A 22,698-nucleotide genomic window follows, 5' to 3' on the forward strand; every position below is an offset into this window, starting at 1 on the left:
CGTCGCTATAATAACCACTTGATATTCAGGTGGTTATTTCTTTCTACCATTTCTTTTTGGGTTGGAACAGCATGTCGATATCATCCTCGGCCACTTTTGAAGAGGCTTGGCGAGGCTCGGACAGTTGCTGCGCCCTCATGATCTCATCCAATAACTGTTTCGCCTCATCGACTCGTTGCGATATGAAAGGCTCGGTAGGTGATAGCGCCTTGAGGGTATGAAGTGTGGCTAAGGCTTTAGTCACCATTAGTTTGGAAGAACCATACTGTTTCATAGAATTGGCCTTCTTAGCTCTGGCCAGCATGGAGTCGACATTGATCCTAAGTTGCAGGTTATCGATTTTAGCTTCTTCCTGAGCAAATACTGTAGGGTCAACTTTGCCCTTATTATGTTCGGCGCGCAGTATCGCCTTCAGTTTTTTTAAGATCTGCACTAAGGTCAGGATCTGTTTATCTGTATCGGGCAGGCGAAAACCTTCTAAGGATGGCATCAGCTTTGGATTGGACTTGATGCTGTCTATCTGGCTATTGAGATCAAGCAAACGTCTTTCGTAATCGGCAGATTGACTCGTTCCGATATTCACGGCTTTTGAAAGTGCCTCTTGGATGCGTCTATAGAGCACTAAGGTAATATCCGTAGAGCAGGGGAACATGCCTGTACAAGAGAGAACCGTTTCGGTTTCGTCGATAATAGCCCGTTGACGAGCTAATTCACTCCTTCTTTCCGCTTCGACGCGCTCTTTGTGTTGTTGAAGCACATTGATACCAATAACTAGCAGCAATAATGCGCCGATAAGGATAAGAACCAGCGTAAATATCATAGACCTACCATTTTTTTATAATTCGGTTAATACTACAATAAATCAACATACCCGCATAGCTCATCTTAAGTGAACCGCTTCAATCAATTTCACATCCATTTTGATTTCGAACGTTATTACCATTTGAATTAAATATTAGGATATACTATAACTAATTCTTATACTAATTCTCACACTCAGACGCTCTTATTTTCTTGAGAGCACACCTTTTTTAAAGGATAAACGATGAAGCTGCAGCAACTTAGATATATCGTCGAGGTGGTTAACTATAATCTGAATGTCTCGGCAACTGCTGAAAATCTGTATACCTCTCAACCAGGGATCAGTAAACAAGTTCGCATGTTGGAAGATGAACTGGGCATTCAAATTTTCGGCCGCAGTGGTAAGCATCTGACACACGTCACTCCGGCGGGTCAACAAGTGATCAACATAGCTAACGATATTCTGGGGAAGGTTGAAAGTATCAAGAAGGTGGCTGAAGAGTATACTAAGCCGGATCAGGGTGAGTTGAATATTGCGACAACAGATACCCAGGCCCGTTATGCGTTACCCAGTATTATCCGCGGTTTTATCGATCGTTACCCCAAGGTCAACCTGCATATGCATCAGGGCACGCCAACGCAGATCAGCGAGCTTGCCGCACGTGGTGATGCCGATTTCGCTATCGCCACCGAAGGAATGCACCTTTATTCTGACTTAATCATGCTTCCTTGTTATCACTGGAATCGCTCAATCGTGGTGCAGCGTGATCATCCGCTCGCAGCGCGAACTCATATCAGTATTGAAGATCTAGGCCGTTTCCCGCTTGTCACTTACGTGTTTGGTTTCGATAGGGAATCTGAGATAGAGAAAGCCTTTAATCGAGCAAATATCGATCCTCGCGTGGTGTTTACGGCCACCAGTGCCGATGTGCTTAAAACCTATGTACGTCTTGGGCTTGGGGTTGGGGTTATCGCCTCTATGGCCATAGATCCTGTCATGGATAAAGATCTTGTGGCTATCGATGCAAGCCATCTCTTTGCCCATAGCACCACTAAGATAGGTTTTAGAAAAGGTAACTTTTTAAGGACCTATATGTATGACTTTATTGAGTATTTCGCCCCTCATCTGACACGCAGCGTCGTTGAGAAGGCCGTGGCGCTACGGGATCCGCAATTGATTGAGGAGCTGTTTGCCGATATCGAGCTTCCCGTTCGCTAATATTTGGCTGCGAGTTCTCACGCGGCATTAGCTAACAGATGAGTTAACTGCGCTCCAGAGAATAAAAAAACGCCCCATGGGCGTTTTTTTATTGGCTAATCTACCTGAGGAGGCTAATTAACACTCAACGATATTCACCGCCAGACCACCCTTGGCTGTCTCTTTATACTTGCTGCGCATATCTTTACCCGTATCCATCATGGTTTTGATGACCTTATCTAAAGATACCTTGTGGTTACCATCACCACGCATAGCAAGACGAGAGGCGTTAATGGCTTTTACTGCGCCCATGGCATTGCGCTCGATACAAGGGACCTGTACCAGACCGCCTACGGGATCGCAGGTTAAGCCCAGGTTATGCTCCATGCCAATTTCGGCGGCATTCTCTACGTGTTCAATCGTGCCACCCATGATGGCAGTTAAGGCTCCGGCCGCCATAGAACAAGCCACGCCCACTTCACCTTGGCAGCCGACTTCGGCACCAGAGATTGAGGCATTTTTCTTGTAGAGAATACCAATCGCCGCCGCTGTCAGCAGGTATTGGCAGCAGATATCGATATCCACTTCTTCCACAAAAGTGTGGTAATAACAGAGGACAGCAGGGATCACACCCGCGGCGCCATTGGTGGGGGCGGTCACTACGCGATCGCCGGCGGCATTTTGTTCATTCACGGCCAACGCAAACAGATCAACCCAGTCCATAGCAGTGAGAGGATCCATGTTGGTTTTGCCTTCAGCCTTCAGGCGGCGGTAGAGGGCAGGAGCGCGGCGACGCAGTTTAAGGCCACCAGGTAAGATTCCCTCTTTTTGATAGCCTCGCTCGATGCAGGTTTTCATGGTTTGCCAGATATGCCAAAGGCGCTGTTTTACCTCTTGCTCACTGGCAATGGATAGCTCGTTAGCCATCATGAGTGCCGAGATACTTAAGCCATTGTCAATGCACATCTCTAATAGTTCAGCGGCACTATTAAAATCGTAAGGTGCCGACTTTATGGGTGTTGCAGGTGAGGCGTTGCGAGCCAAAATCTCATCTTCATCAAGAATGAAGCCGCCACCGACTGAATAGTAGGTACGCTGGTAGATACACTCCCCTTTAGCGAAAGCATAGAGGGTCATGGCGTTGGCATGTGCAGGCAGGGATTTACGTCTGTGGTAGGTGATACCATCCTCACGACTGAATTTAACCACTTTGTTGTTGGGCATTGTTAGGGTTTGGTTTTGGCTCACATCGGCGAGGATCTGCTCTATGCTATCGGTATTCACGGTTTCTGGATCTTCACCCATAAAACCTAAGATCACGGCCTTGCCTGTGCCGTGGCCTTTACCCGTCTGACCCAAAGAGCCAAAGAGTTCAGCCCTGAGTTCATCGGTTGCTGTTAAGTGACCATGTTTTTTAAGATCTTGAATAAAGATGTTGCCGGCTTTCATCGGCCCAACAGTATGGGAGCTCGACGGGCCTATCCCTATTTTAAACATGTCAAATACGCTAATCATGGTCAATCCTGTCTATCGTCATTGTTATCGTTATTTCAATCTCTGTGATTTTAGGTTAACTAACCTATTTTTGCAGGCTGTAAAATATGGGATGCTATAGTTCATATTCAGCCTGTTAAGATTAAGGTGCGAGAGTATCCCATACTTTTATATAAACTTTCGCATTAGATTTTTTTATCTTTTGTTTTCGGATTAGTGATATTAGTGCGTTATGGTGATCAGTAGTGAATATAAAGGATGAATCTTAATTTATATCATTAATATACAGTCTGTTACATCTAATGTTTATTAATTAAAATTTATTTTATTTTGCAGGTTAGTTGCCTGATTAACAGGAATTTTCGGGGAAATTTATGAGCTATTTAATGATGGATTTGTTATCAACGCAGATCTCTGAAAAGGAGAGGGCACAGATACAGCATCCCATGGTGGGCGGTATTATTCTGTTTAGCCGCAATTATCAAAACCGCTCGCAGCTGTGTGAATTAATCGCCTCGGTGCGTGCGGTTCGCCCTGATCTATTGATTGCCGTCGATCATGAAGGTGGGCGGGTTCAGCGTTTTGTCGAGGGTTTTAGTAAGATTCCTGCTATGGGTGACATTTTGCTTCAGGCTGAGCAAGATCTCGCGAAGGCGCAGGTCTGGGCAAAAGAGTTGGGGTTCTTGATGGCGGTGGAGCTGCTGAGCTGTGATATCGACTTGAGCTTTGCACCTGTGCTGGATCTGAATGGGATCAGCCAGGTGATAGGCAAACGCGCCTTTAGTGATAATCCAGATGAGGTTGTCACCTTAGCCACAGCATTTATCGCGGGGATGAATGATGCCGGGATGGCGGCTGTGGGTAAACATTTTCCTGGCCATGGTAGCGTGGCGGCTGACTCTCATATCGCTAAGCCGGTGGATCGGCGCTCAGAGGAGGCAATACGTGGTTTGGATATGGTGCCATTTCACTTGCTGATCTCAGATAAGTTACTTCAAGGTGTCATGCCGGCTCATGTGGTGTACAGCGAGGTTGATCCCAATTCCGCTGGATTTTCTCCCTATTGGCTCAAGAAAGTGCTGCGTAGCGAACTGGGCTTTGATGGCGTGATTTTCTCCGATGATTTAGGCATGAAGGGCGCCAGCGTCGCCGGTGGTTATCAGGAGAAGGCAAAGGCAGCACTCGAAGCTGGCTGCGATATGATTTTAGTGTGTAATGATAATGTGGGGGTGACCGAGCTCCTCAATGAGTTTGAGTGGCCTGAGCAAGTGTCGAGTACGCCGGCATCTCTGCTGCGTGCCAATGCTAAGCAAGTAGCTATCGCACTGGAGGATGAACAGCGTTGGCTGGCGGCGAAATCACTCACTGAACAATTTTTAATCTAAAAATTTGATCTTCTTCATAGGCGATCGTGGCTGAGTTAGCTAGAGTTTAAAGGCAATTTGCTCAAAAGGTGAGAAAGGATGATCCTCTATTTTCATGGCTTTGATGCCACAAGCCCAGGGAATCACGACAAAATGCGTCAATTGCAGTTTGTCGATAATGATGTGCGTTTAGTTAGTTACAGCACGCTACACCCGAAACATGATATGCAATATCTGCTTCATGAAGTCAGCCGGCAGCTAGAGCAAAATGACGATCCTACTCCTTTGGCTATCGGGGTTGGGCTTGGTGCCTATTGGGCTGAGCGTATCGGCTTTCTTAACCGGCTCAAGACAGTGATGATCAATCCCAATCTTTTCCCTGAGCAGACCATGCTGGGCAAAATCGATCGCCCGGAAGAGTATGCCGATATCGCCAGTAAATGCGTCAGTCAGTTCAGGGAGAAAAATCGCGGTCAAGGTTTATGTATTTTGTCTCGCCATGATGAAGTGCATGATAATGAGCAGGTGGCCCAGGTGTTAACTCCCTATTACCCCTTAGTGTGGGATGAAGAGCAGAGCCATAAATTCGCCTCTTTAGCGGTACACCTTAACGCCATCAAGGCATTTAAATTGAATTAAATACCATATTGTCGGCGATAATCATTTTTCAGTAGCAAAATGGAATTCATTGTGATACAAATTGTCACAACTTAGGTTCATGTTTATGATGTTTTCCCTTTTTGCGTATGTCCGCTTAGTGCAGCTAACTTCTTCAATGGGTTAGCTGTTTTTTTATTCAATTTTGCCCAGCGAATCACTTTAGGTTATCTTCAATGTGTCCATTATTAAATGAGGCAGACTATGAAGCGAATATTGGTGACGATTTCGGGTAAGGTTCAGGGCGTTTGTTTTCGGCGTTTTAGCCAGCAAAAAGCCTTAGACTTAGGCATAACTGGCTACGCTAAAAACAGGGATGATGGCAAGGTTTCACTGCTATTGCAGGGGGGGCGGGATAACGTCGACAAGTTTCTCGCTTGGGTTGAGCATGGTGTCCCTCAGGCGAGAGTTGCAGATCTCTTGATTGAAGAAGATGAGGCAGATGAGATCTACCTCGATTTTTCTATCTACTAATCCCTTTATCTAACTTCTATTTCATCTCTTCATCTAACACCAGGTTGAGATGAGCCAGTCTGGGGCTAGGGCTTAACTTTAGCCTCTTCGACTCTGGCCTCTTCTACTCTGGCCTTATCCTTGCTGGCATTTTGATCGTCTGAAATTTGTAGTTCTGCCAGCAATTCTGGCGTCATTTCATTGGGTTGTACCATCTTACGTATCTGCAAAATCATGCCTAAATTGGGATGATCTAAGTAGTGGATCTCATCACTGATCACCCGCTTATTTTGTGCCATCCACACCTTAAACAGGAAAGGAATCGGTTCAGGTGCGCTGTTGGCATCGGAGTCCCTTGCTAAGATGAAGCGTGTCGGCGTTTTGCTGCCTTCTTCACGCAGGGTTAATGCCGTTTCCACATAGAGATAGTGATCCAGATAGATATTGATGGCACCATCCAATTGCCAAAGCGGCTTTTTGATAGTGCTTTGGCCTAATCCCAGGTTAAAGCTAAACTGCGGGATCTCTGACACAGCTTGTTTATCTATGGGGTAACCATTTTGCTGATACTGTTCGGAGAAATCATGACCAGCGACCAGGCGAACCGGCGTGGCCAGATTACGAGGCTGCATCGATTGCTGCCAGGTCATGTGCAGTAGTCCCTTCAGGCCCGGTTCACGATTTAGGGTATTTATCATCTCGCTAAATTGTGCCTGAGAGTCCGCCAATAGAACCGTTGATTCCCCCTCCTTGGCATATTGCGGGTCGGAGGCACCGATAGAGACGGGCAGGGTACTGGGGTAGCTTATTTGCGTCGAGCTTAACTGATGATTACAGCGCTCGGCATCGTCCACCCACTCCTGCTCAGTGCAGCCCTCAAGCCCCAGGCTGGCACCTGTGATATCTGTTTTAAACAGCGGCGTTATCATATCCACGCTTTGGCGCTGATTGATGTTGGCAGGATTGCTATCCATCTGTTCAAAAGCCTGGCCTTGGCGCTCGAAAATGTAGACCTCCACTTCAAACCAACGCTCCTCATCAGCGGCGAGGGCGACATGGGTGATCGACATTAGCATGCTGGCCAGTAATAGGGTCTTTTTAAGCACGTGGTTCTCCAAGACGATGTTGCATCAGTTGTGAGATCAGTTGAGAGAGAAGCGCTAATCTATCCGTATCCGCTTCAGCAGGCATGATAAATTTTAACTTACTTGGCCCATCCATACGATAAATTTGTGGCTGAGATTGCAGCAGACCAATAATAAATCCGGGATCGATACAGTGATTATCGCCAAATTCTATGCTGCCGCCCTTGGCGTGCATCTCAATTTTCACCGCGCCTAACTCAGTGGCCTGCTGTTTAAATAAACTCAAGGTTAACAGATTCTTAGTCGCCTGTGGTAATAAGCCAAAACGGTCGATTAATTCCACTCTAAGATTGTCGATCGCCTGCTCATCGCTGCAGTTGGCGATGCGCTTATACAGAGACAGCCGAACATTGACATCATGAACATAATCTTCGGGCAAGAGTGCTGGAATGCGAAGATCAATTTCACACTGGCCTTTGAGCATCTGCTCTAGGGAGGGCTCTTTCCCCTCTTTAAGAGCTTTCACTGCGCTTTCCAGCATCTCCATATACAAGGTAAAGCCTATCTTGGATATATGGCCGCTCTGTTCATCCCCTAAGAGTTCGCCAGCGCCGCGGATCTCTAAGTCCTGAGTAGCCAGCATAAATCCGGCCCCTAAATCTTCCAGCACTCCAATGGCTTCGAGCCGCTTCTGGGCGTCTTTGGTCATGCGTTTCGGATGGGGCGTCATCAGGTAAGCATAGGCCTGGTGGTGAGAACGGCCGACACGGCCTCTGAGCTGATGCAACTGCGCCAGACCAAAATGATCGGCACGCTCAATCACTATGGTGTTGGCACTGGGCACATCGATACCTGTCTCGATAATAGTGGTGCAGACCAGGACATTGTATTTCTGGTGATAGAAATCGGACATCACCTTTTCCAATTCGCGCTCGCGCATCTGACCGTGGGCGGTGACGACCCGCGCCTCGGGCAGCAGCACCTCAAGCTCCCTTGCACGTTTTTCTATGGTTTCAACATTATTGTGCAGAAAATAGACCTGACCGCCGCGCAATATCTCCCTTAAGAGGGCTTCACGCACTGTGGCGTCGTCATACTCGCGCACGAAGGTTTTTACCGCCAGACGTTTAGCAGGCGGGGTAGCGATAATGGAGAGATCGCGCATGCCAGACATCGCCATATTCAGGGTTCTGGGGATAGGGGTCGCCGTGAGGGTCAGAATATCCACATTGGCTCTGAGACTCTTTATCTTCTCTTTTTGGCGCACGCCGAATCTGTGCTCTTCATCTATGATAAGCAGGCCTAGATTCTCAAATTTGGCCTCAGATTGCAGCAGCTTGTGTGTGCCTATGACGATATCCACCTTGCCCTGGGCGAGCTGATCCAGCACTTGTTGTTGCTCTTTGGCGGTTTTAAAGCGCGACAGCACTTCAATCTTAATCGGCCAGTCGGCAAACCTATCTTTAAAGTTTTCATAGTGTTGCTGCGCCAGCAGGGTAGTCGGCACCAGGATGGCCACCTGACGGTTGTCATTGACCGCCACAAAGGCGGCGCGCATGGCGACTTCGGTTTTACCAAAGCCCACATCGCCGCACACCAGTCTGTCCATGGCGATGGGCGAGCACATATCTGTCAGTACGGCATCGATGGCGGTTTCCTGATCCACAGTTTCTTCGAAGGGGAAACTGCCGGCAAATTGGGCGTACTCTTCCTGATCCAGTTTGGACGCCTCGCCGGGTTTGGCCTGGCGTCTGGCATAGACATCCAACAGCTCGGCGGCCACATCACGAATTTTCTCAATCGCCTTGCGCTTAGCCTTGCTCCAGGTGTCGTTACCCAGCTTGTTCAGCTGAGCCTCTTCATCGGCGCCGACACTGTAACGGCTGATCAGGTTCAGTGAGGCAACAGGCACATAGAGTTTATCGCCGCCGGCATATTCCAGTTTTAAGTATTCGGCGACAAGTCCGCCGGTATCTAAGGTTTCCAGCCCCAGATAGCGCGCCACCCCATGCTCTAAATGCACTATGGGTTGCCCGACTTTGAGTTCGGCCAGATCCTTAATCAGCGCATCTGAACTGATTTGTCGCTGCTTTTCCCGGCGACGCTGCTGGGAGATCCGCTGACCAAAGAGCTCAGTCTCACACACCAGCGCCCAGGGCTTGCCACTTTTCGGGTGGATAATCAGGCCTTGAGATAGCGGCGAGACGACCAGACCAAAATCCACAGGCTTGGCGGCAAATTCATCGATATGCTTGAACAGCTTAGGTTTGATGCCTATTTTGGCCAGCAGTTCGATAAGGGCTTCGCGCCGTCCCTCAGATTCGGCGCTGAATAGGATAGGTCCGCTAGTATCTGCGTATTGCTGAAGTGTGATAAGGGGCTGCTTTAATTTGTGGTTAGCCGTGAGATCCGGCAGTGCATCTACCTTAGCTGTGCTGCCCGTTCCCTGATGAGCTGAGCCCTGATGATCGGCGCCTTTACAGAGATAACGGGGCAAGGCCTTAAAGGCTTCGAACACTTGCTCGGTTAACAGATAAAGATCTTTGGGTGGCAGCAGAGGACGCAGGGGGTCGACGCGGCGGTTTTCATAGCGCTGACTCACCTCATTGAGGTGGGCTTTGGCCGCCTGTTCAATATCGCCTACTGTGACCAGTTGGCTGTCATCGGGCAGGTAATCGAACAGACTCGCGGTTTCATCGAAAAACAGCGGCAGGTAACTCTCAATCCCTGCTGGCATCACCTTGCGGCTCACCATCTGATAGATGGATTCGGGCTCTTTGACTATCACCTCAAACTGGCGGCGATATCGCTGACGGAACCCCTCGATGGCGCTGTCGTCAGTGGGAAACTCTTTAGCCGGTAGCAGACGGATCGCCTCTGTGGTATCGCTTGAGCGTTGGGTCTCGGGATCGAACAGGCGAATCGACTCGACTTCATCGTCAAACAGTTCGATACGGTAGGGGTGATTTGCGCCCATGGGAAAGATATCTATGATGGAGCCGCGCACCGCAAATTCGCCATGCTCGTAGACCTGTTCAACCAAGTGATAGCCAGTATTGACTAACCGCTGACGCACCTGCTCAAGCGGATAGATATCGCCTTTCTTGAGCAGCAGTACATTGCCGGTTAAGAAAGATTGAGGCGGCAGCCTGACCATCAGGGTACTGATAGGCACGATCACTAAGCTCTGTTTGCTGGTAGGGATCTGCGACAGTGTTTCTAAGCGCTGTGACACCAGATCCTGATGGGGCGAGAAGCTGTCATAGGGCAAGGTTTCTCGATCGGGAAACAGCAACACAGGGATAGATTTGGGTGCGAGCAGATACTTAAGCTCCATCTCCAGCTGTAGCGCACTCGGGGTATCGTGGGTGATGACTAAGGTTAGACCGGCATAATTGGCGCTGATATTGGCCAGGGTAATGGCCTTAGCGGCACCGCTCAACTGGCTTAAGGTTTGCGCTGTTTTTACCCCTTTAACTTTTGGGGGCGTGAGGATAGAAAAAGCAGTCATGGAGATGGAATTTATAGCCAAAAATCGACAAAGATGCCGCCATTGTAGAGTCTAAGTGCAGACAGTGCCAGTAAAAGTACCCTAAGCAAAAGTACCTTAAGCGTTTTTGGCTTTCTTGCGCTCTTGTAACTGTTTTTGCTGAATATTGAGACTGGCCTTGACCAGTTGCTCGACATCCTCATCGAGGATCTGCGAAAACTCCAGGGCACACAGATAGCCTGAAGCGCCGGTTTGCGCATCGATAGGGCTGGCAGCTACACATTGGGCGATACACAAGAGTGAGATTAATGCCTCTTTGATGTGCAGTGTCAGCCGGTAGTGACGTCCCACTTGCAGTGGGCTTGGACATATGAGACGAACGCCGCTGCCACCAAAGCTTTCTCCCTCACACTTCTCGCCTTCGTGGGATTGCTGCTCCAGCACATATTGCAGTACTAGATCGATTTTTTTCGACTGTAGCTTAAGGTAATCGACGACTGTGCGCCCTTCATCATCTAAGTTTCTCAGCTGCAACAGGCAAGAGGCTTCCATGGCTTTCACTTCGCTGATTAACTTAAGGCCTGTGGGTAACAGGGCTTTAAGTTCGTTATCCGAGGGTAAAGCTTGACCCTCTTGCCAAGGAACAAGGTAAGCTGAAAAGCTGTGTTTGACGCTAAAATAGGAGTTTGATTCGCCGTTCAACTGATTGTCTCTTGTATTTATAGTATCATTGCTCCTATTATCGTTCGCATCTCAATGATTTATCAAGGCCACTGAGTAAAGAGACCCGGTCATATATGAATTTAGCGTTATCTTGGAACATTGGTTATCGATATTGGCGAGCACGAAAAAATAACGCTTTTGCCTCATTTATTACCCTCTTTGCCGTCTCTGGTATTCTGCTTGGGGTTGCCGCCCTTATCATAGTCAGCTCTGTGATGAATGGCCTTGAAGGGCAGCTAAAGCAGCGCATCTTGGGCGCAGTGCCTCAGCTCACGATAACGAGCGGGCAAGCCATGCCAGACTGGCAACAACTCACAGCGCCCCTCATCAAACAAAAGCAGATAGTGGCCATCAGTCCGAGTATCTCCACCCAGGCCATGTTGCAATCAGCCAGTAATATCAGTGCCGTCCAGGTGTATGGTATCTATCCTGAGTTGGAAAAACGCAACCTCGCCATGATAAATCAGCAGTTTAGCGGATCACTGAGCGTATTAACTCCCGGCAGTTATAACCTGGTATTAGGCGCCGAACTCGCGCGGCGCTTAAGTGTTTCGCTCGGGGATAAGGTGCGAGTGCTGAGCGGCGATGGTGTGGTTTACTCTCCTCTTGGGCCAGTGCCGAGTCAGCGCAGTTTTCATATCGCAGGCATTTTTGAGACGGGATCTCAAGTCGATGCCAGTCTGGCCTATATCTACCATGATGATGCTCAGCGCCTGATGCGCCAGCAAGCCGGTGAGATAAAGCAGCTGCGTTTCTATCTTAAAGATCCCTTCTTAGTCTCTCAGGTGGAACCTAGGGTGCAGGCCACCTTTAACCAGGCGGGGCTTGATGTGACAATCACAGATTGGCGTGAGAGTTATGGGCATCTCTTTTCTGCGGTGAAGATGGAGAAGAACATGATGTCTCTGATGCTAAGCCTTATCATAGCCGTGGCGGCATTCAATATTGTTTCGGCCTTAGTGATGATGGTGGTGGATAAGAGCACAGATGTGGCAGTGCTTAAGACTCAGGGATTAACCACGGCCAATGTGATGGCCATTTTTATGATCCAAGGTTCCCTAAATGCCATCTTAGGTCTGCTATCTGGCCTACTGATAGGCGTATTTATCACATTGAATTTAAATAGTATTTTATCTGCTCTTGGGATCTCCATCCTGGGTGAAGGCCATCACTTACCCGTGCAGTTAGAGTGGACACAACTGAGTGTCATCGTAATAGGCACTGTGGTGATCACCTTTTTGGCAACCATTTATCCGGCGCTGCGGGCGGCCAATGTTCAGCCAGCCAGCGCATTAAGGTATGAATAACAATGACGCAAGAGAATAGAGCCTTGCTACTGCAGGTGAATAACGTAAGTAAGCGCTACCAAGAGGGCAGCATAGATACTCAGGTGTTAAACGGGGTCGATTTAACCATTTATGCCGGTGAGCAGGTGGCGATAGTCGGTTCTTCCGGTTCGGGTAAGAGTACGCTTTTGCATATTATGGGCACGCTGGATCAGCCCACTTGCGGTAAGGTGACCCTGGCGGGTGAAGATCTCTATCGATTATCTCCCGCGCGTCAGGCCAAGATCCGTAATCAGGATCTGGGCTTTATCTATCAGTTCCACCACCTCCTGCCTGAGTTTACCGCACTGGAAAACGTCGCCATGCCCGGGCTTATCCAGGGGCGTAGCCGCAAAGAGGTCGAGCAGGAGGCCAAGGCGCTGCTGACTCGTGTAGGGCTCAATCACAGGTTAGATCATACCCCGGCAGAGATGTCTGGGGGAGAAAGGCAACGAACCGCCATTGCCAGGGCATTGATTAATAAACCAAAATTGGTGCTTGCCGATGAGCCGACCGGCAACTTGGATGCGGCCAGCGGTGAATCTGTCTATGAGTTGATCCGCGAGCTGGGCAGCCAGCTAGGTACAGCATTTGTGGTGGTCACCCATGATCCCAAACTGGCCGAGCGTATGGACAGGCAGCTGCAGATGAAAGATGGTCTGCTGTTTGATAATGCTGGTCCAGATGAGAAGGAAGCCTCATGACACGCTGGCTTTCGTTCTGGGTTGGATGGCGTTTTTACCGCGCTAGGCAATCGAACCGTTTTATCAGCTTTATCTCTTTTGCCTCGACGGCGGGTATCGCCCTTGGGGTTGCTGTGTTGATCACTGTGCTCTCGGCGATGAACGGGTTTGAGAAGGAGCTGGAGCAACGACTGCTTGGGGTTGTGCCCCATGGCGAATTAACTGGGGTGAATGAACCTATCTATAACTGGCAGCGGATCGCGGCGGATGCACAGCAGATCAGTGGTATTCGCGCCACCGCGCCTTTTGTGCGCCTGCAGGGCTTGATTCAAAAACCCGGCGGTTTTCAGGGCCTGACTGTGGTTGGGGTCGATCCGGCTATCGAGCCAAAAGTCTCTAACATAGCTCGATTCATGGATAAGCAGAGCTGGCAGGCGCTGGATCAGCAGAGCAATAATATTATTCTGGGCCGCGGCCTAGCCAAAAGTCTTGGGCTCAAAGTGGGCGACAGCCTGAGCCTGTATACGCCGAACCTGACGGCAAAGCAGGGCAATGGCTCGCGCATTGGTGCAGCTAAGAGTCATAGATTTGTGCTGGCAGGGATCTTCGAGCTTGGCGGTGAACTGGATATGACCACAGCCTATATTTCGCTCAGCTACGGCGCTAAAATCTTAGGTTTGGGCGAGGGTGTGAGTGGGGTGCGCATCAGTGTCGATAATGTGTTCGATGCCCCCAGATTGATTCGGGATCTGGGTTACAGCCAGCAGCAATATATGTATCTGTCAGACTGGACCCGCACCCAGGGGCATCTGTATCAGGATATTCAGCTGGTCAGAACCATAATGTATCTGGTGCTGGCACTGGTGATCGCCGTGGCCTGTTTTAATATCGTCTCGACCTTAGTGATGGCGGTGCGCGATAAGCAGTCGGAAATCGCTATCTTGCTGACCATGGGCATGACTAAGGTGACTGTGATGGGGATCTTTATCGTGCAGGGCGCGTTAAATGGCCTTTTGGGCTGCGCCATCGGCGGCGGTCTAGGTGTGTTTATTGCCGCTAACTTAAGCCAAACCGCCAAGGGGATAGAGAAGCTCTTTGGTGTGCAGTTACTGTCGGCCGATGTCTATTTTATCGATTTTCTGCCGTCACAGCTGCAGTGGAGCGATGTCAGTTTAGTACTGGGCCTGGCCTTTATCATGAGCCTGTTTGCCACTCTGTATCCCGCCTGGAAAGCCAGCAGGACTATGCCTGCCAGCGCGCTATCAGGACGCTAGGCTGGTGTGACTCAATGCCGCTTTGAGCTGCGCCCGACGTTTATGAACATACATGTTCTTATCGGCTTGAGCTAACAGCTGTTTTGTACTTGTGATGCTGTCATCATAGATGGCCGAGCCGATGCTCAAAGAGGGGACAATCTTTTTTGAGCCCCACAAGAGCACACTCGATTGGACTCTTAGCTGCAGCCTGGCGATGATCTTATCGACTTGAGATTGCTCGCTAACATCCCTCAATAAGATCAGAAACTCATCGCCACCAAAACGCACCACTGTATCCTGTTTATCTGTATTGGCTCTGAGCAGGGTAGCTATGTGCTTCAACAGTTCATCGCCCGCCTCATGACCTAATTCATCGTTTATCTGTTTAAAGCCATTTAAGTCGATATTCAGCAGGGCGAAGGGACGCTTTTCTGCGCCTTGATTGGTTAAGGTGCGCAACTTGTTAAGAATGAAACGCCGGTTCGGTAAATGGGTCAGCTCATCATGTAAGGCGATTTTATTGGAATAGCGATAGTTTTTATAAATCAGCAGGATAAAACCATAGAGCAGCAGAAAGATCAGGCTGCCGACTGAAAAAATAATGTTGCGGATAAACTGTGTTTGCTGCTGGTGGTTGAAGTTAAATTTAGCCGCCAGTTGCCAGGTATCACCTGGAAGATGAATAGGATAGAGCATATCCGGGTTCTTGAAGGTCTCGCTACTGCCAAAGAAGATGGGCTTGGTTGTACCGTCTGTTACAGGTTTTTTTAAGGCAACCTCTGCGCCCTGAAAATCGATTATGCCTGTGTTTTTCAGGAGCTGCTCATAGTCGATCACCGCACTGACATTGCCCCAATATTCAAGATTAGCGGGAAAATCACTGAAAACAGGGTAGCGAACAACGAGTCCTTTTCCCCCTTGGATTAAATCAAGTGGGCCTGCGATATAGAGTCCTTGGCGTTCTCTGGCTTTTAATATGGTTTTCATCTGCCCAGGCAGGGTTCGGTAATCCAGTCCAATCGCTTTTTCATTATGGGATAAGGGATACTCATGGCTGATAATGTCGTTGGGTGCGACTCCCACATTCCTGACATACTTGGCCTGGCTTAAGACTTGTTGAGCGATGAGGTTCCAGTTATTCATCGCTAGCTCAGGCCCCATAGTGATGACTGTCACTAGGCTGGTGACAAGATAGGCATCGATATGGATAGCGGTTTCCAGATTAAAGCGGGCTGAGGCAAGGTTTTTACGTATGGTATCCTTTTCCTGGGCAATGCTTTGTTCGGTGAAATACTGATTAACGGCCAGAATGCTGACGCTGGCTATTGCGATATAAAATAAAGATAGAAAAATGAAATACCCAAGTTGTTTTCGGCTTGAACTGATACCCATAACGTCCCGGCGTTGTTTTATTTTCAGAAGAGGTCAATAGCCTCAATGAAATTTATAAATAAAAATATAGGTTTAGGTTATTTTATCTTAACTATTATGGGTAAGTGAAAGGCAGATAACGGGGGAGTTGATTTATATCATGAAATCGGTAAATAAATAGTCTCTTTCACAATAAAGAAAAAGCTGATGGGAGAAACCATCAGCTTTTAGGTAAGTTTGTGGCCTTCGCCAAGTATACAGTAAAAACCAGGTCGAATATTACTTATGAGTCCGGTTTTTCCACTTAAACAAGATGGAATATTTCCAGAGATTGTGCACCACAAAATACCCAACCCCAGCGAAGATGACACCCAAAACAAGGCAGCCTAAGAGAAAAGGTGGGCCTATGGTCGAGATAGAGGATTCGACCCAGTGCCAGCTAAGTTCAAAGGCGAAATCCTGTGGTGGGTGACCGAGTAACTTAGCCCCAAGCAGATAAGCCATATAGAACATAAATGGCATAGTGATAGGATTAGTGATCCAGACCAGCGCCACCGCAAGCGGCAGATTGCAGTTAAAGAAAATAGCTAAGGCCGCTGCTAGGATCATCTGAAACGGCATAGGGATCCAGGCCACGAATAATCCAACGGCAAAGGCGAGCGGCGCCGAGCGACGATTAAGTGCCCATAGATTGGGTTTATGAAGTAATTGACCGAACATCTGCAGGTGCTTGTGGTTCTGCAGTGTCTCGGGTTTGGGCATAAACCTTTCAAGTAATTTTTTTGGCATAGCTGAGTATTGCAGTCTTAAATTATTCGTTATGAATCGATTTATGTTTGGCTACTGTGCCACCTTAATCTCGGCCCTTTGTTGGCCAGGCTTACTCTCACCTGGCCTGGCATTATGCGCTATTGTGGCTGCACTGCTGCTGTTTCACAGGTCACAGCTCCTTGCCGGAGGCGTTTTCGCGGCCGCATGGCTCAGTCTATTTTGTTATCAACTACTCACCTTTTCGGTGGCAGAAGAGAAGACAAATATAGCGATAAGGGCCGAAATCATATCACTAGTTTCCCGAAACGGCGACTGGATAAATGCAGATATCCGTATATTAGATCAGAATCTCCCGCTTGGGGTGCCTCAATATATGCGTGTTGATTGGCCATTACAGACTCAGGCAAGCCCTGGTGAGGTGTGGCAACTTAGCATTAAACCTAAGCCGATAGCCTCGGTACTCAATCAAGGCGGCTTTAATCGACAAAAATATTATCTTGCCAGGCACATAATGGGAAAGGGCAAGGTGGTTGAAGCAAAGCGGATTAGCGAAGCGGCGGGACTTAGATCGACTCTGCTCAATGATTTTATCCAAAGCATCGCTTCTTTTCGCCATAGTGGCTTAATGCTGGCCCTGACCCTGGGAGATAAAAGCTTAGTGACAAATCAGGACTGGCAGGGATTAAGGCAGAGTGGCACTGGGCATCTCATCGCCATCTCAGGGCTGCACCTATCTGTACTGGCCCTGTGGATTGTGTTCGCCAGCCGCGCCTTGTTATACCGCATTACACCGAGCCAATCTATGGCAAATCATCATCTATCGGCGCTGCTTGCCTTAGTGATTTGCTGTTTTTATGCCTATCTGTCGGGGTTTGCGTTGCCGACCCAGCGGGCGCTGATTATGTTGACCATGGTGATCTTGCTTGTATGGCTTAGGCGGCACTCCAGCCCCTTTGAACGCCTGCTTTGGGCCATGTTTGTGGTGCTCTTGATTGACCCTGTGAGCATATTGAGCGCGGGGTTCTGGCTCTCATTCTCAGCTCTTGCCATCATTTTGAGTGCATCTTCGCTCAATAAAAAAGAAGAGGCGCCATCACAAGCAAAAGGACTGAGATTCAGGCTAGGGCAGCTTTGGGCAATACAGTGGCGATTGAGTCTATGTCTGGGGGTGTTGCAGACCCTGTTATTCGGTGGCATCGCTCCCTATTCTTTGCTGTTTAATCTTATTTTTGTGCCCTGGTTTAGCCTAGTGGTGATCCCGCTTGGCTTTATCACCATGCTGCTCTACTTGCTTAGTGTCAGTACAGGGCTATTGGCGGAGTTAGTACAGAGTTTATTGATCCTGTTTGATTATGCTATCTCGCCATTAACCTGGAGTTTTACCCTGCTTGAACACTTGCCCGAAGCCTGGATGAGTGTGTCTGCCAGTTTTTCGGCGGCTGTTATCTTTCTGCTTTTGGGACTAGGGTTATTGCGGGTGATCACTGTGGCTCGCTGGCGTTATTTATCCTTGGTTTTGCTGTTACCCAGCGCAATCTTAGTGGCGAATCCTTGGCTGAATCGGCTCGATAATCGCTGGACTTTACACTTACTGGATGTGGGCCAAGGGCTGAGTATGGTTGTCGAAAAGCAGGGGCGGGCACTCATGTATGATACCGGCGCCGCCTTTGGTGAGGGATTTAGCTACGCTAAAAGCGTCACGATTCCTTTCCTGCAATACAAGGGGATCGATAAATTAGATCACCTGATAGTGAGTCATGGCGATAACGACCATGCCGGCGGTGTCAAGGTGTTAATCGAACATTTTGGGGATGTTAACATCATCAGCGATCTCCCCTTGGCCGGTGCGCGTGAGTGCCGACCGGCTGAGTTTATTTGGCAAGGCTTAACGGTTCAGATTTTGGGGCCTGAGGGAAAAACGGCGGGCAACAATGGCTCCTGTGTGGTGCAGATAAGGGATGACTGGCATAGGGTGCTCTTGCCAGGAGACATAGAGGAGGGCGGCGAGCGAGCACTGCTCTCAAGCTATGCCGCCTTGGATGAGACTGGCGACTTGGATGGGGCTGGCGATTTGGATGAGACAGGAGCTCTGGGCAGCTTGGCTGTCGGTGCGACGCGCTCTGCCCTGAACAGCCAGGTGCTTATCGCGCCGCATCATGGCAGCAATACCTCTTCAACGCGTCATTTTATTCAGGCCGTATCGCCCCAATATGTGCTCTATGGCGCGGGGTTAAACAATCACTATGGTTTTCCCAAAGCGCAGGTGGTGAGCCGTTATCAGGCGGCCAATGCTAGGCAATATGTCGTGGGTGAAAATGGCCAAATCAGCCTGGTTTTTAAGCAGGAAAAACTCGATATTATTGGCTTTCGCTATGATATGGCACCATTTTGGTATAATCGGCGCTTTGAGTTTGGTGTGTTTGCTAATCCAGAGTAGAATAGGTTTTTTTGTATCAAGAATAGAGTGTTGAATGACAAACTCTTCGAAAAGTGAAGTGCGGATCGTTTTCCTGCGTTTGCTGACTTATCTTGCCCCGCTCAAAGGGGTGTTGTTACTTTCAATCTTCGGGCTGGCACTCTATGGCCTGGTAGATGCGACTTTTATCTATTCGATTAAGCCCTTTATCGATCAGGGTTTTGCTAGCAATGTCCCCAGCGCTTCGGGTATGGCCAGCGGGGTTGATTTTGGCATGAGCGGCGGCTTTAACTCAGATAGCGATGTCTTGAAGCTGGCGCCGCTTGTGGTCGTCGGCCTATTTACCCTGCGCGGATTGGCTAACTTTTTATCTACTTATGGTATCTCTTACATCAGTGCGCGCATGATTATGGCGATGCGCCAGCAGGTTTTCGAACATTATCTGAAGCTGCCTGTCAGTTATATCGACTCTGAGAGCAGCGGTAACCTTATCTCCCGTGTGACCTATGATACCGAGCAGATTGCCCGCGCCTCGGGCAGTGCCCTTATCACAATAGTGCGTGACGGCATTACCGTGATTGGCATGATAGGGGTGATGTTTTACAGCTCCTGGAAACTCTCGCTGTGTATCTTAGTGGTGGGGCCCTTAATCGGCACAGTGATCGCCGTTGTGAGTCGCCGTTTTAGACGTATCTCTAAGCAGATCCAGACCACCATGGGCGGCGTCACTACAGTGACAGAGCAGATGATCAAGGGGCATAAGAATGTGCTGGTCTTCGGTGGTCAGCAGAGTGAGTCGGCTCGTTTTGCCAAAGTGAACAACGATAACCGTTCGCGCACTATGAAGCTGGCGCTGGCGCAGGCGATTAGTCAGCCGCTGATCATGATTATCGGCTCCTTCGCGCTGGCCTTTGTTATCTATGCGTCCAGTTTAGAGGCCCTCAGAACTGAGCTGACGGCGGGCACCTTTGCGACCATTTTGGCGGCCATGCTTGCCATGTTAAGGCCCATTAAGAGCCTGACCAAGGTGAACGCCGAGTTCCAGCGCGGGATAGCGGCCTGTAGCACCATCTTTGAGGTGCTCGACACCCCAGCCGAAGTGGATAAGGGCACCTATGAGACGGCGCGAGTCGAAGGAAGACTTAAATTCGATAAGGTCGATTTTCGCTATCAGAATCAGGAAGGCCTAGCCCTTAAGCAGGTGGACTTTGTGGTCAATCCCGGTGAAACCCTGGCCCTGGTGGGGCGCTCCGGCTCGGGTAAGTCCACCATTGCCAGTCTGATCACCCGTTTCTACTCAGATTTAGCCTCCGGCGATATCACCTTAGATGGTGTGAGCCTGCGAGATTATAAGCTCGCCTCACTGCGCAGTCAGGTGGCCTTGGTGTCCCAGCAGGTGACCCTGATTAACGACACTATCGCCGCCAACATTGCCTACGCCTATCCTGGTGAAGTGACAGAGGAGATGATCATCGAGGCGGCCAAACTGGCCAACGCCTATGAATTTATCGAACTCTTGCCCGAGGGGATCCATACTCAGGTGGGTGAAAATGGCGTGATGCTCTCTGGCGGTCAACGTCAGCGTATCGCCATTGCCCGCGCGATCCTGCGTGATGCGCCTCTGCTCATTCTCGATGAAGCGACTTCTGCGCTGGATACTGAGTCGGAGAAGGCAATTCAAAATGGGATGGAAAACCTGAGACAAAACCGCACCTCTATCGTGATCGCCCATCGTTTATCCACCATAGAAAAAGCCGATCAGATCTTGGTTATCGATCAGGGACAGGTGGTTGAGCGCGGTACCCATGATGAGTTATTAGCGCAGCAGGGGATCTATTACAACCTCTACCAGATGCAGTTTGGTAGCTAATCGATGCAATCATTCGTTAACCGTTTATGGTATGGCAAGTCCAAGGGACTAACTGAGCTGTTAAGCCTGCTGCTACTGCCCTTAAGCGGTCTGTTTTATCTGATCTCATCCTGTAGACGCCTGGCATACAGAGTTAATCTGTCCAAGCGTTATCGCCTGCCTGTGCCGGTTATCGTAGTGGGGAATATAACAGTCGGTGGCAGTGGTAAGACGCCTACGGTGATTTACCTGATTGAGTTACTTCGCACTCAGGGTTTTCGCCCTGGAGTGATAAGCCGAGGCTATGGTGTCAGCCTTGAAGGCACCCGTCAGGTATTGGTGGGCATGCCCGCCAGTGAGGTTGGCGATGAGCCAGCCATGATAGTCGCTCGTACCCAAGTGCCTATGGTGATAGGCAGGGATCGCGTCGCAGCAGCCAAGCAGCTGCTGGCCAGCAGTGATGTGGATATCATCATCAGTGATGACGGCCTGCAGCATTATCGCCTCGAGCGGGATATTGAGCTTTTAATCCTCGATGGTGAGCGCCGATTTGGTAATGGCCGTTTATTGCCAGCCGGCCCTTTAAGAGAGGGGCTGTGGCGTCAACATCAAGTGGATTTTACCTTGGTGAATGGCGATGCTTGCCAGCCAGGTGAACTTTTGATGACGCTGCAGGCGGGAGAGTGGCGTGCGGTCAATGGTGACAACAGGCGCACTTTCACCCCTGAGTCTGATTCGCTGGCAATGGCAGGGATAGGTAATCCACAGCGGTTTTTTGCAACCCTTTCCGCCCTTGGGATAAAGACGCAAAAGCAGCTCGCTTTCGATGACCACCAGGCCTTTAGCCTAGATGAAATTCAGCGTCTCGCTGGAGATAAGCAAGTCTTGATGACAGAGAAAGATGCGGTTAAGTGTCGCGAATTTGCAATGCAAAACTGGTGGTATCTGCCGGTTGATGCCAAGATAGAGCACAAATTTGATCAGCAACTTATCGGGTTGCTGCAACAAAAGAAAAGATAACAAGGATATAGAAATGGCGTTTGATAAGAAACTGTTAGAGATAGTTGCCTGCCCTGTATGTAAAGGCAAATTGGAATACAACAAAGAGAAGCAACAACTCATCTGCAAGGCAGACAGACTCGCTTACGCCATCGACGATGGCATTCCTGTGCTGCTGGAAAACAAGGCAACTCCTTGGAACGAAGAAGCATAAGTCGCGTTTCGTAGTCATGGCTGCGCATTATCGCGCAGCAAGTTTGGGGCGTGTCGGATGGCACGTCTCTTGTTACATCTTCATTCTTTTCATCTTAAAGTCAGTCTGGCTTCGCACAGAAATACAGTGATATGCGAAGGCAGGAGATAAGGGAGCTTCCCGTCTACATTCACAGCCTGTATTGATACATAGGCTCTCATCCTGAGATCGCCGAGAAGTCATTGTGTATTGAATTTCATAAGGTTTTAAAATTGATCAAAAAATGATCAATTTCTAGGTTGAGCTTAGCTAAAAATAATTGCTAGAATTCCCGAATTGTCTGGGCTGGAGCAGCCTGGAGGTTAAGTTCGAAAGCACTCTCGAAACGGCAAACATTAAGAGATTAATGTACGCAAAGCCACAGGCCCTAATTGTATTGCAAGTGTAGTGGCATAGTGAATTTGGCCACCTGAATAGACGAAGTGATAGACTCACTTCCGGAAAAAAGGTGGTAGAAATGAAGAACACAAGACCGACATTCAGTGCAGAGTTCAAATTAGAAGCTGCGCA

Annotated in this window: 18 protein-coding genes; 11 read left to right on the forward strand and 7 right to left on the reverse strand. The window is 49.1% G+C overall.

Annotated elements, in window-relative coordinates; genetic code table 11:
* Nucleotides 1–43 precede the first annotated feature (43 nt).
* On the reverse strand, nucleotides 44–820 hold the full coding sequence (locus LZP69_RS04110; protein ID WP_234198902.1) for a hypothetical protein: 777 nt from the start codon (nucleotides 818–820) through the stop codon (nucleotides 44–46).
* Between the two features lie 225 nt (nucleotides 821–1,045).
* Between LZP69_RS04110 and cysB the strand changes: the two genes are divergently transcribed.
* On the forward strand, nucleotides 1,046–2,020 hold the full coding sequence (cysB, locus tag LZP69_RS04115; RefSeq protein ID WP_234198903.1) for an HTH-type transcriptional regulator CysB: 975 nt from the start codon (nucleotides 1,046–1,048) through the stop codon (nucleotides 2,018–2,020).
* A gap of 117 nt (nucleotides 2,021–2,137) precedes the next feature.
* Here the strand turns inward: cysB and LZP69_RS04120 are convergent, their stop codons facing one another.
* Nucleotides 2,138–3,514, reverse strand: coding sequence for an L-serine ammonia-lyase (locus LZP69_RS04120; protein ID WP_234198904.1), 1,377 nt, complete (start codon nucleotides 3,512–3,514; stop codon nucleotides 2,138–2,140).
* A 353-nt stretch (nucleotides 3,515–3,867) separates the two neighbouring features.
* Between LZP69_RS04120 and nagZ the strand changes: the two genes are divergently transcribed.
* The 3 genes from nagZ to LZP69_RS04135 all read left to right on the forward strand — a co-directional run bounded on the left by nagZ (nucleotide 3,868) and on the right by LZP69_RS04135 (nucleotide 5,988).
* Nucleotides 3,868–4,878: a beta-N-acetylhexosaminidase gene (gene nagZ, locus LZP69_RS04125; protein WP_234198905.1), complete on the forward strand. Its 1,011-nt coding sequence runs from the start codon at nucleotides 3,868–3,870 to the stop codon at nucleotides 4,876–4,878.
* A gap of 78 nt (nucleotides 4,879–4,956) precedes the next feature.
* Complete coding sequence (gene ycfP / locus LZP69_RS04130; protein ID WP_234198906.1) at nucleotides 4,957–5,496, forward strand: alpha/beta hydrolase YcfP; 540 nt, start codon at nucleotides 4,957–4,959, stop codon at nucleotides 5,494–5,496.
* A 222-nt stretch (nucleotides 5,497–5,718) separates the two neighbouring features.
* Nucleotides 5,719–5,988 carry an acylphosphatase gene (locus tag LZP69_RS04135; protein WP_234198907.1) on the forward strand — a complete coding sequence of 90 codons (270 nt, stop codon included), beginning with the start codon at nucleotides 5,719–5,721 and terminating at the stop codon, nucleotides 5,986–5,988.
* Nucleotides 5,989–6,053: 65 nt separating this feature from the next.
* Here LZP69_RS04135 and LZP69_RS04140 read toward each other — a convergent pair whose 3' ends face one another.
* From LZP69_RS04140 to LZP69_RS04150, 3 genes are all read right to left on the reverse strand, one after another.
* Nucleotides 6,054–7,073, reverse strand: coding sequence for a peptidoglycan binding protein CsiV (locus LZP69_RS04140; protein WP_234198908.1), 1,020 nt, complete (start codon nucleotides 7,071–7,073; stop codon nucleotides 6,054–6,056).
* The gene (mfd, locus tag LZP69_RS04145; protein WP_234198909.1) at nucleotides 7,066–10,563 is read right to left on the reverse strand and encodes a transcription-repair coupling factor; all 3,498 of its coding nucleotides are present in this window, start codon (nucleotides 10,561–10,563) and stop codon (nucleotides 7,066–7,068) included. The genes LZP69_RS04140 and mfd overlap by 8 nt, the downstream gene beginning before the upstream one ends.
* Nucleotides 10,564–10,659: 96 nt before the next feature.
* Nucleotides 10,660–11,244, reverse strand: coding sequence for a hypothetical protein (locus LZP69_RS04150; protein ID WP_234198910.1), 585 nt, complete (start codon nucleotides 11,242–11,244; stop codon nucleotides 10,660–10,662).
* A 95-nt stretch (nucleotides 11,245–11,339) separates the two neighbouring features.
* Here LZP69_RS04150 and LZP69_RS04155 point away from each other — a divergent pair, with 95 nt between their 5' ends.
* From LZP69_RS04155 to lolE, 3 genes are read left to right on the forward strand one after another with little or no spacing between them, the layout of a single operon-like run.
* Nucleotides 11,340–12,572: a lipoprotein-releasing ABC transporter permease subunit gene (locus tag LZP69_RS04155; protein ID WP_234198911.1), complete on the forward strand. Its 1,233-nt coding sequence runs from the start codon at nucleotides 11,340–11,342 to the stop codon at nucleotides 12,570–12,572.
* Nucleotides 12,573–12,574: 2 nt separating this feature from the next.
* Nucleotides 12,575–13,294, forward strand: a complete 720-nt coding sequence (gene lolD / locus LZP69_RS04160; RefSeq protein ID WP_234198912.1) for a lipoprotein-releasing ABC transporter ATP-binding protein LolD — start codon at nucleotides 12,575–12,577, stop codon at nucleotides 13,292–13,294.
* On the forward strand, nucleotides 13,291–14,547 hold the full coding sequence (gene lolE, locus LZP69_RS04165; RefSeq protein WP_234198913.1) for a lipoprotein-releasing ABC transporter permease subunit LolE: 1,257 nt from the start codon (nucleotides 13,291–13,293) through the stop codon (nucleotides 14,545–14,547). The genes lolD and lolE overlap by 4 nt, the downstream gene beginning before the upstream one ends.
* On the opposite strand, the gene LZP69_RS04170 is transcribed toward lolE, so the two are convergent.
* Nucleotides 14,536–15,921 (reverse strand): diguanylate cyclase domain-containing protein, encoded by a 1,386-nt coding sequence (locus tag LZP69_RS04170; protein WP_234198914.1) that lies wholly within the window; start codon nucleotides 15,919–15,921, stop codon nucleotides 14,536–14,538. The two genes, lolE and LZP69_RS04170, sit on opposite strands and share 12 nt — an antisense overlap.
* 258 nt (nucleotides 15,922–16,179) lie before the next feature.
* Nucleotides 16,180–16,689, reverse strand: a complete 510-nt coding sequence (locus LZP69_RS04175) for a DUF2062 domain-containing protein (protein ID WP_234198915.1) — start codon at nucleotides 16,687–16,689, stop codon at nucleotides 16,180–16,182.
* A gap of 31 nt (nucleotides 16,690–16,720) precedes the next feature.
* Here LZP69_RS04175 and LZP69_RS04180 point away from each other — a divergent pair, with 31 nt between their 5' ends.
* Genes LZP69_RS04180 through LZP69_RS04195 form a run of 4 tightly spaced genes read left to right on the forward strand, consistent with a single transcriptional unit; the run spans nucleotide 16,721 to nucleotide 22,149 of the window.
* The gene (locus LZP69_RS04180; RefSeq protein WP_234198916.1) at nucleotides 16,721–19,108 is read left to right on the forward strand and encodes a DNA internalization-related competence protein ComEC/Rec2; all 2,388 of its coding nucleotides are present in this window, start codon (nucleotides 16,721–16,723) and stop codon (nucleotides 19,106–19,108) included.
* 34 nt (nucleotides 19,109–19,142) lie between these two features.
* Entirely contained in the window at nucleotides 19,143–20,957 is a 1,815-nt protein-coding gene (gene msbA / locus LZP69_RS04185; RefSeq protein WP_234198917.1) for a lipid A export permease/ATP-binding protein MsbA, read from the forward strand.
* Nucleotides 20,958–20,960: 3 nt separating this feature from the next.
* Entirely contained in the window at nucleotides 20,961–21,956 is a 996-nt protein-coding gene (gene lpxK, locus LZP69_RS04190) for a tetraacyldisaccharide 4'-kinase (RefSeq protein WP_234198918.1), read from the forward strand.
* Nucleotides 21,957–21,969: 13 nt separating this feature from the next.
* Nucleotides 21,970–22,149 (forward strand): Trm112 family protein, encoded by a 180-nt coding sequence (locus LZP69_RS04195; protein ID WP_234198919.1) that lies wholly within the window; start codon nucleotides 21,970–21,972, stop codon nucleotides 22,147–22,149.
* The last annotated feature ends 549 nt before the right edge of the window (nucleotides 22,150–22,698 follow it).

It is taken from the genome of Shewanella sp. AS1, assembly GCF_021412565.1.
Classification (GTDB): domain Bacteria; phylum Pseudomonadota; class Gammaproteobacteria; order Enterobacterales; family Shewanellaceae; genus Shewanella.